This window comes from Rubrivirga sp. S365 (genome assembly GCF_032248475.1).
GTDB lineage: Bacteria > Bacteroidota > Rhodothermia > Rhodothermales > Rubricoccaceae > Rubrivirga > Rubrivirga litoralis.
Map to the genome: position 1 here is coordinate 2,798,798 of NZ_JAVTTN010000001.1, position 17,014 is coordinate 2,815,811.

14 protein-coding genes are annotated in these 17,014 nt (G+C 71.7%); 2 read left to right on the forward strand and 12 right to left on the reverse strand.

From position 1 onward, the window contains the following. Nucleotides 1-46: 46 nt before the first annotated feature. The 6 genes from RQM47_RS12295 to RQM47_RS12320 all read right to left on the reverse strand — a co-directional run bounded on the left by RQM47_RS12295 (nt 47) and on the right by RQM47_RS12320 (nt 7,231). The gene (locus RQM47_RS12295; protein WP_311662208.1) at nt 47-343 is read right to left on the reverse strand and encodes a 4a-hydroxytetrahydrobiopterin dehydratase; all 297 of its coding nucleotides are present in this window, start codon (nt 341-343) and stop codon (nt 47-49) included. 79 nt (nt 344-422) lie between these two features. Beyond that, nucleotides 423-2,189: a sodium:proton antiporter gene (locus RQM47_RS12300; RefSeq protein WP_314009190.1), complete on the reverse strand. Its 1,767-nt coding sequence runs from the start codon at nt 2,187-2,189 to the stop codon at nt 423-425. Nucleotides 2,190-2,230: 41 nt separating this feature from the next. Continuing rightward, nucleotides 2,231-3,886, reverse strand: a complete 1,656-nt coding sequence (locus RQM47_RS12305; protein WP_314009191.1) for an NADH-quinone oxidoreductase subunit M — start codon at nt 3,884-3,886, stop codon at nt 2,231-2,233. 189 nt (nt 3,887-4,075) lie between these two features. Continuing rightward, nucleotides 4,076-6,250, reverse strand: a complete 2,175-nt coding sequence (locus tag RQM47_RS12310; RefSeq protein WP_314009192.1) for an NADH-quinone oxidoreductase subunit L — start codon at nt 6,248-6,250, stop codon at nt 4,076-4,078. Nucleotides 6,251-6,336: 86 nt separating this feature from the next. Continuing rightward, nucleotides 6,337-6,636: an NADH-quinone oxidoreductase subunit NuoK gene (nuoK, locus tag RQM47_RS12315; RefSeq protein ID WP_311662213.1), complete on the reverse strand. Its 300-nt coding sequence runs from the start codon at nt 6,634-6,636 to the stop codon at nt 6,337-6,339. Nucleotides 6,637-6,721: 85 nt separating this feature from the next. After that, nucleotides 6,722-7,231 (reverse strand): NADH-quinone oxidoreductase subunit J, encoded by a 510-nt coding sequence (locus tag RQM47_RS12320; RefSeq protein ID WP_311662214.1) that lies wholly within the window; start codon nt 7,229-7,231, stop codon nt 6,722-6,724. A gap of 378 nt (nt 7,232-7,609) precedes the next feature. Between RQM47_RS12320 and RQM47_RS12325 the strand changes: the two genes are divergently transcribed. Both RQM47_RS12325 and RQM47_RS12330 read left to right on the forward strand, forming a co-directional pair. Beyond that, entirely contained in the window at nt 7,610-8,743 is a 1,134-nt protein-coding gene (locus tag RQM47_RS12325) for a lysylphosphatidylglycerol synthase transmembrane domain-containing protein (RefSeq protein WP_314009193.1), read from the forward strand. After that, nucleotides 8,740-9,831, forward strand: a complete 1,092-nt coding sequence (locus RQM47_RS12330; RefSeq protein WP_314009194.1) for a DUF72 domain-containing protein — start codon at nt 8,740-8,742, stop codon at nt 9,829-9,831. The genes RQM47_RS12325 and RQM47_RS12330 overlap by 4 nt, the downstream gene beginning before the upstream one ends. Nucleotides 9,832-10,002: 171 nt before the next feature. Here the strand turns inward: RQM47_RS12330 and RQM47_RS12335 are convergent, their stop codons facing one another. The 6 genes from RQM47_RS12335 to RQM47_RS12360 form a co-directional block, all read right to left on the reverse strand. Beyond that, the gene (locus RQM47_RS12335) at nt 10,003-10,638 is read right to left on the reverse strand and encodes a helix-hairpin-helix domain-containing protein (RefSeq protein ID WP_311662217.1); all 636 of its coding nucleotides are present in this window, start codon (nt 10,636-10,638) and stop codon (nt 10,003-10,005) included. A 203-nt stretch (nt 10,639-10,841) separates the two neighbouring features. After that, on the reverse strand, nt 10,842-11,510 hold the full coding sequence (locus tag RQM47_RS12340; protein ID WP_314009195.1) for a YceH family protein: 669 nt from the start codon (nt 11,508-11,510) through the stop codon (nt 10,842-10,844). 195 nt (nt 11,511-11,705) lie between these two features. After that, nucleotides 11,706-12,536, reverse strand: a complete 831-nt coding sequence (locus tag RQM47_RS12345) for an RluA family pseudouridine synthase (RefSeq protein ID WP_314009196.1) — start codon at nt 12,534-12,536, stop codon at nt 11,706-11,708. Nucleotides 12,537-12,615: 79 nt separating this feature from the next. Next, entirely contained in the window at nt 12,616-14,448 is a 1,833-nt protein-coding gene (locus RQM47_RS12350; protein WP_314009437.1) for a Na+/H+ antiporter NhaC family protein, read from the reverse strand. A gap of 140 nt (nt 14,449-14,588) precedes the next feature. Further along, nucleotides 14,589-15,209, reverse strand: coding sequence for a uracil phosphoribosyltransferase (gene upp / locus RQM47_RS12355; protein ID WP_311662220.1), 621 nt, complete (start codon nt 15,207-15,209; stop codon nt 14,589-14,591). A 68-nt stretch (nt 15,210-15,277) separates the two neighbouring features. Beyond that, on the reverse strand, nt 15,278-17,005 hold the full coding sequence (locus tag RQM47_RS12360) for a sodium:alanine symporter family protein (RefSeq protein ID WP_311662221.1): 1,728 nt from the start codon (nt 17,003-17,005) through the stop codon (nt 15,278-15,280). Nucleotides 17,006-17,014: the final 9 nt, after the last annotated feature.

A 17,014-nucleotide genomic window follows, 5' to 3' on the forward strand; every position in this document is an offset into this window, starting at 1 on the left:
GGGGCGGCCGGGCGCGAAAGGCCCGCCCCGCCCAGGGCGCGCGGCGCTAGATGGCCGACACGCGGCGGGCGAGGTCGAGGTCCTTCTCCGTCACCCGGTTGCCGGCGTCGTGCGTCGAGAGCGAGAGGTGGACCGTGTCGTAGACGTTGGCGATCTCGGGGTGGTGGTCGACGGCCTCGGCCTCGAACGCCACGCGCGTCAGGAACGCGAACGCCGTGCGGAAGTCGTCGAACGAGAACGTCTGCTCGAGCCGGCTCTCCTCACCGTCCGTCTCGTGACGCCACCCCTCGGGGAGCGCGTCGGCAATCTGGTCGTCGGAGAGCGGGGTGCGGCGGGCGGGCATGGAGAGCGGGAAGCGGTTCGGGAGGGGCGGCGGCGGGGCGTCCGGGGCGGGGTGGTCGCCCGCCCCGCCCGAGCCGGTCCTAGAAGTGGAGGAGCAGGCCGGACGACCGGAACACGGCCTCGACCGTGTGCTGGACGTCGTCGGGGTGCGGGAGCACCCAGCCGCTGAAGAACACGAGCCAGACCACGATGTAGATCGGGACGAGGATCGGGATCGAGTACTTGACCATGTAAGCCACGAACGAGGGCGTGTCGACGCCGCTCGACTCGGCGATCGCCTTGACCATGAAGTTCGGCCCGTTGCCGATGTAGGTCAGCGCGCCCCAGAACACGGACGCGACCGAGATCGCCTGGAGGTAGAAGCCGGTCGGGTCGCCCGGGTGGACGGCGAAGTCGCGGACCATCTCGGGGATGTTCACGTCCATCCCGAACTTGCCCATCGCCGCCGAGAGGAAGCTCACGTAGGTCGGCGCGTTGTCGAGCACGCCGGACAGCACGCCGGTCCCGAAGTAGAACGACGAGACGCCGAGCGCGCTCGCGTTCTCGCTCGCGAACGCGCCGATCAGCGTGAGCGCCGGCTGCATCGTCAGGAAGATGCCGATAAACAGGAAGCCGACCTCCTTGATGGGCTCGAAGTTGAAGTCGTTGCCCTTGAGGATGTCCTTGTTCGCCGTCCGGTAGGCGAGGAACGCCACGGCCCCCATGATCACCTCGCGGATCCCGAACGGGAGGCCAAAGTGGTGGAGGTCGATGATCGTCCCCTCGATGGCCGGGATCACCTTGGGGTCGATAAAGACGGCCGCGATGACGACCGCGAGCCACGCGAACCCGACCTTGCCCTCGATGGCGATGTCGTGGTAGAACGGCCGCTTCCGGTCGACGGGCAGGACCGCCTCGCCCGGCGTGCGGACGTCGGCGACGTCCTGGACGCCGCGGGCCTCGGGGACCGCCGCCCCGCCCGGGACCTCGCCGGGGTCGACGTCGATCCCGACCTGCTCGGCGCCCTCGCGGAGGCTCCCCTCCTTGTTCCGGCCGTCGATGACGTAGAAGACGGCCGCGATGGCGAGGATCGTCGGGAGCCAGATGTACCAGACGTGGGCGACGGTCCAGAAGAACGGGACGCCGCGGAGGAAGCCCAGGAACAGCGGCGGGTCGCCGATCGGCGTGAGCGCCCCGCCCACGTTCGAGACGATAAAGATGAAGAAGATGATGTGGTACGCCTTCAGCCGCCCCGCGTTGAGCCGCATGTAGGGGCGGATGAGGAGCATCGAGGCGCCCGTCGTCCCGATAAAGTTGGCCAGGACCCCGCCGACCAGGAGCAGGATCGTGTTGGCCTTCGGGGTGCCGGCAAAGTCGGTCTTGATGAGGATGCACCCGCTCGCGACGTAGAGCGAGCCCAGGAGCGCGATAAAGGCGAAGTACTCCTCGGCCGCGTGCAAAATTGGGATCCCGTCGCCCATGACGAGGAGGTAATACGCCGCCGTGATGAGGCCGAGCGCGATCGCGATCTTCGGGTAGTTGTGGTGCCAGAAGTGGGCGTAGAACAGCGGCCCCGTCGCGATCATGAGCAGGAGCACCACGAACGGGATCACGAGCCACACGGGCGGGGCGGCGCCGTGGCCGTTGTCGGCGTGCTCGTCGTCGCCGCCGTGGTCGGCGCCCAGGCCTTCGCCGTCGCCCAGCCGCTCGTCGGCGATCTCGCCGCGGCGCTCGATGGCCGCCGCGTCGTCGTCGATGTCGAGGGCCTCGACGCTGGGCGGGGCGTCGACGTCCGCGTCCGTCTGCGCGAGCGCGGGCGGGGCGAACAGGAGGAGGAGGAGCGCGAGAAGCGCGGCGGGGCGGACCATGAGCGGGCGTGGGCGGGGCGGTGGCGGAGGGGCCACGGGGGCTAGTGCGCGACGGCGGGGACGGGCGCGCCGGGGACGGGGACCGGGCCGGACGGCCGCGGCGCCTCGTCGGCGATGGGCTCGGGCCACAGGACGGGGACCACGACGGCCACCCCGCCCCCGACGATGGCCTCGGCCGCCTCGACGGCCTCGGCCTTGGCGATCGACGTGGCGACGACGGACCGGACGGCGAGCTCGGAGCGCTCGAGGAACGGGGCGGGCCAGAACCCGAGCACCAGCATGAGCGCGGCCAGCGGGACGAGGATGCCCAGCTCGCGGCCGTTCAGGTCCTTCATCGTCGCGTTCGCCTCGCTCGTGACCTCGCCGAAGAACGTCCGGTAGACCATCCACAAGAGGTAGACGGCGGCGAAGATCACGCCCGTCGTGGCGACGGCGATGAGGGCGGGGTGGCCCAGCGTCGGCGACTGCCACGACCCGATGAGGATCATGAACTCGCCCACGAACCCGTTCAGCCCGGGCAGGCCAGCCGACGCGAACACGCTGAACAGCATGAAGAACGTCAAGACGGGGACGGTCTTGGCGATGCCGCCGTAGTCGGCCATCGCGCGCGTGTGGCGCCGCTCGTAGAGCATCCCGATGATGAGGAACAGCGCGCCCGTCGAGAGCCCGTGGTTCACCATCTGGATGAGGGCGCCCTGGACGGCGATCGTCTGGAACGCGAACACGCCGAGGACCACGAACCCGAGGTGGCTCACCGACGAGTACGCCACGAGCTTCTTCATGTCCGTCTGCGCGAACGCCACGAGCGCGCCGTAGACGATCCCGATGACGGCCAGGATGCCGACCGGGAGGGCCAGCGCCTCGGACGCGTTGGGGAAGAACGGGATGACGAACCTCAAGAGCCCGTACGTCCCCATCTTGAGCAGCACGCCCGCGAGCACCACCGACCCGCCCGTCGGCGCCTGCGTGTGGGCGTCGGGGAGCCACGTGTGGAGCGGGAACAGCGGGACCTTGATCGCGAACGCCAGCCCGAACAGGACGAAGAGCGCGTACTGCGCGCCGACCGGGACGCCGAACGAGACCAGCTTGTACCAGTCGGTCGTGAACACGCCGCCGTTGACGGCGTCGCCGGCCTCGAAGCCCAGCCAGATCACGCCGACCAGCATCAGGAGCGACCCGACGAGCGTGTACAGCACGAACTTGACGGCCGCGTAGATGCGGTCCTCCCCGCCCCAGATGCCGATGATGAACACCATCGGGATCAGCGTGAGCTCGAAGAAGACGTAGAACAGGAAGACGTCGAACGAGAGGAACACGCCGAGCACGCCGGTCTCCAGCAGCAGCATGAGCGCGTAGTACCCCTTGTGCAGCTTGCCGATGTAGGTCCACGACGAGAGCACGATGACCGGCCCCAGGAGCGTCGTGAGCAGGACCAGCAGCAGGTTCAGCCCGTCGATCCCGATGTAGTAGCTGATGTCGATGCCGCCGAACCACGGCGCGCGCGTCGCGAGCTGCGGCGCGAGCGCCGTCGAGGCCGCCGGGTCAAACGCCGCCCACAGCCCGAGCGACAGCACGAACGTGGCCGTGGTAAAGGCCAGGGCCGTCCACCGGACCGCGCTCACACCCGGCACCACGAGCACGGCCAGCGCGCCCAGGGCGGGGAGGAACAGGATGAGCGAGAGGAGCCAGTCAGCCATTAAACGGGGGGACGTAGAGGCGTCGCGGTACGGCGTCTCCGCCGGGGACCAAAGGGGTGGGGCGGGGCGGGCTCACCGCCCCGCCCGGGCGCAGCGCGCGGCCGGTCGCGGCGTGGGCGGGGCGGCCCTCCCCCACCCCGCCCTCGGCGGGCGGGGCGGTCGCGCCACAGCGAGAGGGCGGGGCGGCGATCACGTGAACAGGAGCAGCGCGACGACGCCGAGCACGCCGAGCACGACGGCGAAGGCGTACGTCTGAACCACGCCCGTCTGCAGGCGGCGGAGGCGCGAGGCGGACTCGCGGATGGAGCCGGCCATGCCCATCACAGCGCCGTCGACGCCCTTCTTGTCGAACGGGGCGAGCCCCTTGCGCGAGCCCTCGACGATGGGGTCGACGACGGCCGCGTCGTAGGCCTCGTCCCAGTACCACTTGCGCGAGGCCGGGCGGTACAGGAAGCCCATGAGCCGGCGGATGCCGCGGTCGGCCTCGGGGCCGCGCGGGCCGAACCGGAGCCCGACCCAGGCGAAGGCCACGCCGGCGATCGCGATGAGGGCGCCGACGCCGAGGAGCATCCACGTGGTAAAGGCCGTCGGGAGATCCTCGTGGATCAACTCGGCGACGGGTCCGCCGTAAGCCTGCCCGAGCCAGTGGTGGATCCACGAGTCCGGCAGCCCGAACGTCTCGGTGATGACGGGCGGGAGGCCCAGGAAGCCGCCGACGACGGAGAGCCCGGCGAGCACCCACAGGGGGACGGTCATCGTCCACGGGCTCTCGTGCGGGTGCGTGTCGAGCGCGTCGGGCCAGCGCGGGTCGCCCTCGAAGGTCAGCAGGTAGGCCCGCGTCATGTAGATGGCGGTCAGGAGCGCCGTCACGAGCCCGACGATCCAGACGATCCAGCCCACGAGGTGCCCGTCGTAGCCGTACTCGAACGCCTTGAACAGGATCTCGTCCTTCGAGAAGAACCCGGCGAGCCCGGGGATGCCGGCGATCGCGAGCGTCGCGATCAGGAAGGTCCACCGCGTCGATGGCATGTAGCGTTTGAGGCCGCCCATCGTGCGCATGTCCTGGGCGTCGAACGGGCCGTCGTAGGGGAGCGTCGCGTAGCCACGGGCGGGGCGGGCCTGACGGGCCTTGGCGTCCTCCTCGAAAGCGCCCGCCCCGCCCTCCTTGAACGGGTCGTTGGCGGCCTCGGAGTCGAGCGGGGTGTCGTGCGTGCCCGGGCCGTGCGGCCCCGGGATGAGCCCCTTGTGCTCCAACTCGTGCTCGACGTGGTGCATCGAGTGGATGACGCTCCCCGAGCCCAGGAACAGGCACGCTTTAAAGAAAGCGTGCGTCATGACGTGGAAGATGGCCACGAAGTAGGCGCCGACGCCGGCCGCCAGGAACATGTAGCCCAGCTGGCTGACCGTCGAGTAGGCCAGCACCTTCTTGATGTCGTTCTGCGTCATGGCGACCGTCGCCGCCATAATCGCCGTGAGCGCGCCGACGACGGCGATGATCTGCATGGCGCCCGGCGCGAGGAGCACGAGCGCGCTGAGCCGGGCGAGCAGGTACAGCCCCGACGTCACCATGGTCGCCGCGTGGATCAGGGCACTGACCGGGGTCGGCCCGGCCATGGCGTCGGGGAGCCACACGAAGAGCGGGATCTGCGCGCTCTTGCCCGTCGCCCCGATAAAGAAGAGGAGGCACACCCAGAACCCGACCGGTCCGTCGAAGAGCGCGAGCGTCTCGGGCGCGAGCAGCGTCGTAAAGTCGAGCCCGAACGCGCCCGGCCGCGCCGCCGTCACCGTCTGGAAGACGATGAACATGGCCAGCAGGAAGGCGAAGTCGCCGATGCGGTTGACGATGAACGCCTTGTTGGCCGCCGCCGAGTTCTTGAGGTCGGTGTACCAGAACCCGATGAGGAGGTACGAGCACAGCCCGACGCCCTCCCACCCGAGGAACAGCACGGGCAGGTTCTCCGCGAGCACCAGGTTGAGCATCGCGAAGATGAACAGGTTCAGGTAGGCGAAAAAGCGCCAGAACCCGGGGTCCCCCTTCATGTACCCGATCGAGTACAGGTGGATGAGCGAGCCCACGCCGGTGACGACGAGGGTCATGAGCAGCGAGAGCTGGTCGATCCGGTAGGCGAAGTCCACCTGGAGGTCGCCGGCCGTGAGCCACGTGAAGTAGCGGACGACGTACGGGGCTTCGAACCCGAAGAACAGCGCGCACGTGACGGCGAACGGGACGGCCACGGCGACGAGCGCCAGCCCGCCCACGACCCACTCCTGCTTCCGGTAACCGGGGGCGAACAGGCCCATCATCCCGTTGAACGCCGCCATGAGCAGCGGGGGGAGCAGGATGAGCCGGACGAGGAGTTCCATCGGGGAGGGGACGTAGGGACGGGGGGACTAGGGACTGGGCACGCGGCGAATGGAGTCCCTAGTCCCCATTCGCCAGTCCCGGGGCGTCAGCCCCTAAACAGGCGGATTTCGTCGACGTTGATCGTCAGCTTGTTGCGGAAGAGCGCGATGACGATGGCGAGCCCGACCGCGGCCTCGGCGGCGGCGACGGAGATGACGAAAAAGACCAGGATCTGCCCCTCCACGTCGCCGAAGGCCTGGCTGAAGGCGACCAGCGAGAGGTTCACCGAGTTCAGCATGAGCTCGACCGAGAGGAACACGACGATCACGTTCCGGCGGAGGAGGACGCCGAGCACGCCGATCGTGAAGAGCACGGCGCTCAGCGAGAGGTACCAGGTGAGGTCCATGCGTTCGGTACGGGGTACTAGGTACGGGGTACGGCTAGACGGTGGGCGCAGAGGGTACCCTGTACCCTGTGCCGCGGTACCGACGTCACACGAAGCGTTTCTTGGCGAGGAGCACGGCGCCGATCGTGGCCGCCAGGAGCAGGGCAGCGATGATCTCGAGAGAGAACGCGTGCCGGGTCAGGAGCGCGACGCCGAGCGCCACGACCGACGTCTCGACCACGGGCTCCGCTGCGACGGGCGCATCGGGGAGGCCGACGAGGCGGACCGAGACGACGGCTAGGAGCAGGGCCAGCACGCCGACGCCGGCCACGAACGCGGCCGCGCGCGCCCACGAGAACCCGCTGAGCGTCGGCGCCTCCTCGAGGTTGAGGAGCATGATCACGAACAGGAACAGGACCATGATGGCCCCGGCGTAGACCAGGACCTGCACGACGCCGATGAACGTCGCGTTCAGCGTCAGGTACAGGCACGCGAGCGCCAGCATGGTCTGGACCATCCAGAGCGCGCTCGCGACTGGGCTCCGCGAGACCAGCATGCCGACGGCGCCGGCGACGGCGAAGACGGCGAAGACGAAGAAGAGGAACAGCTCCAGCATGAGGGGCGGACCCGGAGGGCGAGGGGCACCGGGCGGCAACAGAGCGGCCGGCGGGCCGAAGATACCGGCCCGCCCGGGGCGCGGACAACCAACGTGCCCCGCGAGCGGGATGAATGGGTGAAGAGCCGCCGCCCCGCCCACCGGGCGGCGCACGAGGCCCGCCCCGCTCGCGCGTGGGCGGGGCGGGGCGGTCGACGGGCGGGTGCGACCACCCCGCCCGACCACCCCGTCCCATGCGGACGGCGCCGCCGCCAGGACGCGCGGCGCTTGGCGGACGGGGCGGGGTGGGGACGGACGCCGCCCCGCCCGGGCTCGCGGTGCGGCGCGTCGGCTCCGCGTGTGCAACCGGCCTATCTTTTCCCCCGTCTGCCGGACCGCATGGACGCCGCCTCCCCCCTACCCGCCCCCGCACGCCGCGTCCGCAAGCGGGACCTCGTGCTGCCCGTCGCGCTGAGCCTCAGCGCCCTCGCCGTCGTCCTGTGGCTGACGTACGAGCCGGGCACGTTCAGCGACGTCCGCGACACGTTCAACCCGTGGATCCTCCTCGGCGCCGTCGGCGCGCTGGGCGTGCAGATCACGGCGGGCGGGCTGAGGCTCCGCCACGTCTCGGGCGGCGCCCTCTCGGTGCCGGGGGGGCTCCGGTCGCAGGTGACGTGGGACTTTATGTCGGCCGTCACGCCGTCGGCGCTGGGCGGGGCGCCGTTCGCGGCCTTCTTTATCGCCCGGGAAAACAAGGTCCCCTACGGCGAGATCACGGCGGTCATGCTGTTCGCCATGCTGATGGACCAGATCTGGTTCGCCCTGCTGATCGTGGTCCTGTACCTCTCGGCGATCTGGGTGCCCGTGTTTCCGACCGGGCTTGGCGCGGCCGGCATCGGGACCGTCGCGGCGTACCTGGGCGGGATGCTGATCTACATCGCGTTCTTCGCCTACGCCACGCTGTTCCGTCCCGAGCTCATCGAGCGGCTCGCGAACTGGGTCGTCCACTTCCGGTGGCTCCGGCGGTTCGAGCCGACGGTCCAGCGCGAGGCGCGGCGGCTGCGGCGGCAGGCCCGTGTGCTCCGCAGCAAGCCGGCCGCCTTCTACCTGAAGGGCGCCGCCTACACCGCGTTCTACTGGGCGGGGCGGTACGGGATCGTGTTCCTCGTCGCCCTCAGCTTCTGGCGCGACTTCCGCCACGTCCTGTTCGTGCTCAGGACGGCCGGCATGTGGCTGGCGGGGCTGGCCATGCCCACGCCGGGCGGGTCGGGCGGCATCGAGGCACTCTACGTCTTCTACCTCGCCCCGCTCCTCCCGCCCGGGTACGGCGGCCCGGCGCTGCTCACGTGGCGGCTTCTGACGTACTACCTCATCCTCGTGCTGGGCTTCTTCGTGGCCGGGAGCGCCGTCCGGTCGCTCCTGGCCGGCGAGCGGCCGCCGACCGAGCCGCCGAGCGGCGACGGGCAGCCCGAGGCGGTCCCGCTCGTGACGCCGCTGACCGAGCCGTCGGCCGGCGTCCCCCCCGCCCGGTGAGCGCCGCCCCGCCCCCGGATTCCACGCCGCAGTCCGCGCCCCGCCCGGTCGAGGCGCGCCGCGCCGAGGCCGACGCCTACGACGTCCGGCGCGTCCACCCGTCGCTCCGGTTCGGGTCGGCGTCGGACCGCTACGCGGCGTGGATCGGGCAGGTGTACCCGCGCGACGTGTGGGGCGGGGAGGTGACGACGCGGAAAAAGCGCGTGGGCGGCGAGAGCGTCGAGGAGCGCCTGCTGCCGGTGGCGTCCGTCGAGGACTACTTCCTCCACTTCGGCGTGCTCGAGATCGACTCGACGTACTACCGCCCGCTCGTCGAGGAGACGGGGAAGCCCGCGCCCGGGCTGTTCCAGCTCCAGCACTACAACGACGCCGCGCCGGCGACGGCCCGGTTCCTCCTCAAGGTGCCGCAGCAGGTCGTAGCACGCCGGCTCCGCCGGAAGGTCGACGGCCGATGGGCCTACGTCGAGAACCCGGACTACCTCGACCCGGCCCTCTTTACCGACCGCTTTCTCCACCCCGCCCAGAAGGCGCTCGGCGTGAAGCTGGCCGGCGTGATCCTGGAGCAGCCGTACGAGCGCGCCCGCGACAGCCCCGACCCGGACACGTTCGTGGCCGAGTGGGACCGCTTCGTCGCGGACGTCCCCAACGACACGCCGCTCCACTTCGAAATTCGTTCGTCGCACCAGCTTACGCCGGTCTACCTCGAGTGGCTCGCGAACCGCGATCTGGGGTTCTGCTTTAGCCATTGGCAATGGCTCCCGCCGATCATCGACCAGTGGCGGCTGGTGGGCGAGCGGTTCACGTCGGCGTCGGGCGGGGCGGTCCTCCGCCTGATCCAGCCGCGCGACATGAGCTTCGACGACTCGTTCCGGCTGGCCTACCCGTTCGAGATGCCGGCGCCGGGCCTGAGCGACACGCGCGACGCGCGCCGCATGGTCGACGAGGCGACGGCGCTCATGTACCAGGCGGTCGAGGCCGGGGTGACGCTGGACGTGGTCTGCAACAACCGGGCGTGGGGCAACGCGCCGGACCTCGCGCGGACGCTCGCGAACCGCTTTTTAGATTTCGCCGAGCGGAAGGGGGCGTAGAACGGAGGGATCGGCGGGACGCGGGATGGAGGGATGAGCAGACGCGACCGTGCCCACCCCGCCCGCGGTGGGCGGGGCGGCCTGCGCCGCCGGGAGAGCGGGTGCTCACGTTGCCTGAGACCGCCCCGCCCCCACCCCGTCCTCTTTGAGCCGTCCGCGTGGGCGGGGCGGTCAGGCCGCGGCCGGGGGGAACAGCGTGTAGATCGTGGCGACGGGCGGGGCGGCGGGCTCCTCGGCCCGCTCGGCGACGGCGTCGGCCGCGCGGCGCTGGCCGGCGGCGATCTGCTGGACCTGCCGGCGGACGCGGCGTGCGCGGCGCCGGGCGGAGCGGTTGAGGACCGAGTTGAGCTGGAGCCGGATGGCCTCGGTCGTGCGCGGGCCGACGCCGTCGAGGTCCTGGAGCCGCCCGTCGTGGGACGCCCGCTCCAGCTCGGCCAGCGACTCGATGCCCAGCTCCGTCACGAACCGCTGCGCGAGCGCGCGGCTCACGCCGGGGAGCGTGGCGAGGAGCGCGACCGGGTCCTCGGCGCGAAGGAGCCGGTCGCGCAGCCCGATCCGCCCGGTCTCAACGTACTGCGCGATGTGGTGCGCCAGGCTCACGCCGACGCCGGGGAGCGCCGTGAGCGCGTCGCGGCCGCCCTCGCCGTAGAGCCGGGCCACGGGCTCGTCGAGCTCCCGGAGCATCGCAGACGCCTGGAGATAGGCCTGGACACGGTACGGGTTCGTTTCGCCGCGCCGGACGAGGACCTCGGCCATCTGCTCGAGGGCCTCGGCGAGTTCTACGTTCGTCGGTCCGATGGACGTCATGGGTCGCGGAGTCAATGTGGTCCAAGATCGGGAGCTTGGGTGACATGTGTCCGTCACACCCGCACGGCGTACGGAACCACCCCGCCCGCCCCTGCCGGGGCCGGTTTGGGCGAAGCGCGGTGGGCATGTGCGGACGGGCTCTCTCGTGCCCACAGACCACGGGCGGGGCGGCCACCTCGGGGCGACCGTGCCCCCGCCCCGCCCTACTCGAACTGCGACCGGAACGCGGCGAACGCCTCGCGCAGCCGGGCGAGCTCGGCCTCCAGCGCGGCGACTCGCTCCTCCAGATCCCCCGCCCCGCCCGCGGGCGGGGTGGTGGACGCTGAAGGCGGGGCGGCGCCGGGCTCGTCGGCCTGCGGCTCGTCGGCCTGCGGCTCGCCTGAGAGCGCGTGGGCGTAGCGGTCGGCCGACTGCCCCGGCGCTCGGTCCAGGCGGACGGCGAGCGGCTCGTTGCGGTCGCCGAGCATCCACAGCGCCTCCTCGGCCGCCTCGGTGCTCTCGAAGTCGGCCATCCGCCCCGCCCGCGTGCGGACCTCGCCGGCCGTCTGCGGCCCACGGAGCAGGAGCACGGCGAGCGCGGCCAGCTCGCGCCGCGACAGGCCGAGCGCGCGGTCGAGGTTCTGGCGGAACTTGGCGACCCGGTGCCCCGCCCCGCTCGTGGTCCCGACGAGCCCGCGCCGGCCCAGCCGGTCGAGCGCCGCCGTCACCTCGCGCTCCGAGTAGTCGACGACGGGGTCGCGCGCCGTCTTCTGGTTGCACGCGCCGACGAGCGCGTTGAGCGAGAGCGGGTAGCTGTCGGGCGTCGCGAGCGCCTTCTCGACGAGGGCGCCGACGACGCGGACTTCGATGGCGTCGAGCGTGGGGCGGGGCATGGGCGGGGTGGGTACGGGGTACGGGGTACGGGGTACGGGGTACGGGGTACGGGGTACGGGGTACGGGGTACGGGGTACGGGGTACGGGGTACGGGAAGGTGCCCGCCCCGCCCGCGCGGCGCAAGCCCGTTCGGGCAGACCGCCGCCCCGCCCGACGGCGCGCGGGCGGGGTGGAGACGAGCCCGGCGCGCCCCGTCACCCCGCCCCGCCCCGCCCGACGGCCTCCGCCACCTCAGCGTCGAACAGGCCGCCCCACGCAAGCGGGGGCGGGGCGGTGAACGTCAGGGGCTCGCGGCGCGTCGGGTGCTCCAGCGTCAGGCGGTAGGCGTGGAGCGCGATGCCGCGGCCGCCGGCGAACGGGGTCTGGTTGCCGTACCGGAAGTCGCCGAGGACGGGCGCGCCGAGCGCCGCGAGCTGGACGCGGATCTGGTGCTTGCGGCCCGTCTCCAGGTCGACGTCCACGAGCGTTCGGTCCGCCCGCGATGCGAGGACGCGCCAGGAGAGCGCCGCCCGCCTGGCACCCGGCGCGCCCTCAGCGACGACGGCGACCTCCCCGCCCGCGGACGAGAGCCAGTCCTCGCGCCGCCCCGCCCCATTGAGGCGTCCGTCAACGACGGCGAGGTAGCGCTTCTGGACAGCGCGGCGACGGAACTGGTCGCTCAGGCGCGACGCCGCCTTCGACGTCCGCGCGAGGGCTACGACGCCGCTCGTCGGCCGGTCGAGGCGGTGGACCAGGCCGACGAACACGTTGCCTGGCTTGTCGAACCGCTCTTTGAGATACGCCTTCGCGAGCGTCACGAGGTCCGCATCGCCCGTCGCGTCGCCTTGCGCGAGGAGGCCGGGCGGCTTCGAGACGACGAGCAGGTGGTTGTCCAGATAGACAACCGGAAACGGCGCCTCACCCGGATCGAGGCCGTCGGGCGGGGCGGGGCGGGGAGGCCCGTCGTCGGGCGGGGCGGGGCGGGGAGGCCCGTCGTCGGGCGGGGCGGGGCGGGGAGGCCCGTCGTCGGGCGGGGCGGCGCTCACGACGGATGGAGCGCAGCGGACGGGGCGCGGCCGACCGGCCCTGCCCCTCCGCACCCCGTACCGAGTACCCCGTACCCCTTCACGCCACCGGCTCCGGCTCCGGCTCCGGCTCCACCGGCTCGCCGACGAACCGGATGACGCCGACGAGGACGAGCGCGCAGATCGGCATCATGACCCACCACGGCACGTTGAACCCGGTCGGGATCGTCCCCAGCAGGAGCGCCACCCCGCCCGTCGTGAGCGCGTACGGGAGCTGCGTGCGGACGTGGTCGATGTGGTCGCAGCTCGACGCGAGCGACGACAGGATCGTCGTGTCCGAGATCGGCGAGCAGTGGTCGCCCCAGACGGCGCCGGCCAGGACCGCGCTCACCGTCGAGTAGATGATGTGGTGGTACTCGCCCGACGTGTGGAGCCCGTCGGCGGCCAGCACGCCCCAGGCGAGCGGGATCACGAGCGGCATGAGGATCCCCATCGTCCCCCATGACGACCCCGTCGAGAACGCCGTCGCGGCCGCCAGCAGGAACACGATGGCCGGGACGAACCCGGGCAGGACGGCCCCCGAGAGCGCGTCGACTAGGACGTCGGCCGTGCCGAGCGCGTCGTTCACGTTCGCGAGCGACCACGCCAGGACCAGAATGACGATGGCGAGCAGCATCGTCCGCATCCCGGCGTACCACGCGTCGATGGTGTCGCCCAGCGTCAGGATCCGCTGCCCGACCGTCAGCGCGACCGCCGTCAGGACCGAGGCGAGCGACGCCCACATCATGGCCGTGTAGCTGTTGGCCTCGCCGACGACGTTGGTGATCGTCATCTCCGCCCCGCCCTCGATCACGGCCGCGCGGCCGGTGATAAAGAGGCCCGCGAGGACGCCCACGACCAGGACGGCGATGGGGAGCACGGCGTTGACGAGCCGCTTCGGGGCGTCCGGGGGCGGCGTCATGGCCTCGGCCTCGGCCTCGGCCGCCTCGGCGTTCGAGCCCGGCCGGTAGAGCTGTCCCGTCTCGCGCGCCCGGCGCTCGGCGGCCAGCATCGGCCCAAAGTCGCGGCGCGTCCCCGCGACGAGGTAGACGAAGAACAGCGCGAGGATGGGGTAGAACGAGTACGGGATCGAGTTGAGGAAGACCGAGTAGGCGCCCTCGTCGTAGTCCGGGAGATCGGCGATGGCCGTCCCTATGAGGCCCACCTCGTACCCGATCCAGGTCGTCGTGAGCGCGAGGCACGCGATCGGCGCCGCCGTCGAGTCGACGATGTAGGCCAGCTTTTCGCGGCTCACGCGGAGCCGGTCCGTGATCGGCCGCATCGTCCCGCCGACGATGAGCGTGTTGGCGTAGTCGTCGAAGAAGACGGCCGTCCCCAGGAGCGCCGTCGCCATCTGCCCCCGCCCCGCCGACCGCGCCCACTTGGTGGCGACGTCGACGATGGCGGCCGTCCCGCCGTTCTTCTGGATGAGCCCGACCGTCCCCCCGATCATCAGCGTAAAGATGATGATGGCCGCGTGGTCGGCGTCGGCGAGCGCGGCGAGCACGTAGACCTGGACCGTCGCGAAGAGGCCCGTAAACCATCCCGTCGCGAGGTCGCCGGTGACGATCCAGGCGCCCAGCCAGACGCCGAGGAACAGGGCCGCGATGACCTGGCGGAACAGGAGCGCCGCCGCGATCGCGATGAGGGCGGGGAGGATGGCGAGCCACCCGACGTTGCGGCCGTCGGCCTCGGCGACCGCGGCGGACGCCTCCGCATCCGCCGCGTCCAGGTCGTGGACCACCGCGTCGGCGGGCGGGGCGGGCACGACGGGCGCGGCGTCGGGCGGCGGCGGCGCCTGGAGCGTGACCGGCGCCTCCGGCGGGGGCGCGGGGTCGGGCACCGCCGCGTCCTGGGCGAGCGCGGGCGGGGCGGCCAGCGCGAGGAGAAGCACGGCCAGCAAGGCCCGGACCACCCCGCCCCGCCCACGAGAGGAGAACGCCGCCGAGGGCGGGGCGGCAAGCGCGGGCGGGGCGCCGGACGCGGGAGCGTACTCCCCCCATCCCTCATCCCCCATCCCTGTATTCCTCTTCCTCATGCCGTTCCAAAGATGCGGTCGCCGGCGTCGCCGAGGCCGGGCCGGATGAACTTGTCGGCGTCGAGCTCGCGGTCGAGCGCGGCCGTGACCACGTCGACGTCCGGGTGCTCGGCGTCGAGGCGGGCGACGCCCTCGGGGGCGGCCACGAGGCAGACGAACGAGAGGTCCGTCGCCCCGCGCTGCTTGAGGTGGCCGAGCGCGCCCGACGCCGACCCGCCCGTCGCCAGCATGGGGTCGACGACGAACACGCGGGCGTCGGCCACCTGCGGCGGCACGTTCGAGTAGTAGTCGACCGGCTCGTGCGAGGCCTCGTCGCGGTACATGCCGAGGTGGCCGACGCGGGCCTCGGGCACGTAGCGCACGAACCCGTCGACGAGCCCGAGCCCGGCCCGCAGGACCGGCACCACGACGACCTCGCGGGCCAGCCGGTCGCCCTCGGTCTCTTCGAGCGGCGTGGCTACGCGGACCGGCTCGACGGGCAGCGTCCGCAGCGCCTCATAGGCCAGGATCGACGACACGTCGGCGAGTGTGCGGCGGAACGCGCCGTAGGGCGTGGTCCGGTCGCGGAGCGTGGTCAGCGCGCGCTTCAGGAGCGGGTGGTCGACGACGGTGAGCATCGGGCGGGGCAGCGAGGGCGGGGCGGCGGGAGGTCCACCCCGCCCTCGGCGGGCGGGGTGGCGGGCGGCTACTTCGGGCGCCGCTTGTTCGCCTGCTTCTCGGCCACGACCCGCTTGTGGACCTCGGCGTTCTCGCGCCACGGCTTGCGCTCGAAGTAGCTGTCGGTCAGCTTTTTGAGCGTGCCCGAAAGCAGGATCAGCGCGAGCACGTTGGGGAGCGTGACCAGCGAGAGCGCGACGTCGCCGAGGTCCCAGATCGTCGTCACGGCCAGGACCGCGCCGATAAAGTGCATCACGACGAACACGGCCTTGAACGGTAGGATGGCCTTGGTCCCGAACAGGTAGTTCGCGCACCGGTCGCCGTAGTAGCTCCACGAGATCGAGGTCGAGATCGCGAACAGGATGACCGAGAACAGGACGATCGAGCCGCCCAGCCCGCCCAGCCCGATCGGGGCCAGGCCGCGCTCGAAGGCCAGCGTCGTGAGCGGCGCCGACGTCCGGACGGTGTTGCCGTAGAGCGTCTCCCGGACGGTGCCGTCGGCGTCGCGGGCGACGCGGAGGTCGGGGTCGATGGTGCCCGTGAACGGCCGCGTCTGCGCCTCGTCGACGTAGAGCGTATCGACGCCGACGCTGAACCGGCCGAGCCGCGGCCCGTCGAGCGTCTGGGCCATCCCCTCCTCGTACGAGATCGCGTCCTGGCCGAGGTAGGGCGTGTACCCCGTCTCGCGGTCGCCCTCGACGAACGACACGTTGCTCGCGCCCAGGTCGAGCGGAGCGGGCGCCGTCGCCTCGAACGCGCCCGTCGTGACCAGGACGAGGCCGGTCATGGTGCAGATCAGGATCGTGTCGATAAAGGGCTCCAGGAGCGCGACCGCGCCCTCGGAGACCGGCTCGTCGGTCTTGGCCGCCGAGTGGGCAATCGGCGCCGAGCCTTGACCGGCCTCGTTCGAGAAGAGCCCGCGCTGGACGCCGTAGAGCATCGTCAGCAGGAACACGCCGGCGCCCGTCCCGGCGACGCCGGACGTGGGGTTGAACGCCTCGGAGAAGATCCGGCCGAAGGCCGCCGGGATCTCGCCGATGTTGAGGACCAAGATGAGGAGGGCGCCGGCGACGTAGATCGCGGCCATCACCGGGGCCACGATCGAGGTCACCTTGCCGATCCGGCTGATGCCGCCCAGGATCACGATGCCGACGATCGTCGCGGTCACGAGCCCGGTGATCCAGGGGTCGACGCCGAACGTGTCGAACACCTGGGTCGCGACCGTGTTGGCCTGGACGGCGTTGCCGGTCATGAACGAGGTGACCATGAGGGCGAACGCGAAGAACACCGCGACCGGCTTCCACTTGCGCCCGAGCCCGCGCTCGATGTAGTACATCGGGCCGCCGGAGACGGAGCCCTCCCACGCCTTCCCGTCCTCGTCGTGGTGGACGTCGCGGTACTGCTGGGCGAGCGTGACCTCGGAGTACTTCGTGGCCATCCCGAGCAGGGCCGTGATCCACATCCAGAACAGCGCGCCGGGCCCCCCGATGTGGATCGCGAGCGCGACGCCGGCGATGTTGCCCACGCCGACCGTGGCCGAGAGCGCGGTCGTGAGCGCCTGGAAGTGGCTCACGTCGCCGGGCTCGTCGGGGTCGTCGTAGCGCCCGGTCGCGACGGCGAACCCGTGCCCGAGCCGCCGGAACTGGATGAACCCGAGCCGGACCGTCAGGAACAGGCCCGTCCCCAAGAGGCCGATGACGAGGGGCCACCGGAGCACGTTGTTGACGGCGTCGATGATCTGGGAGAGAACCTCCATGCGGACGGG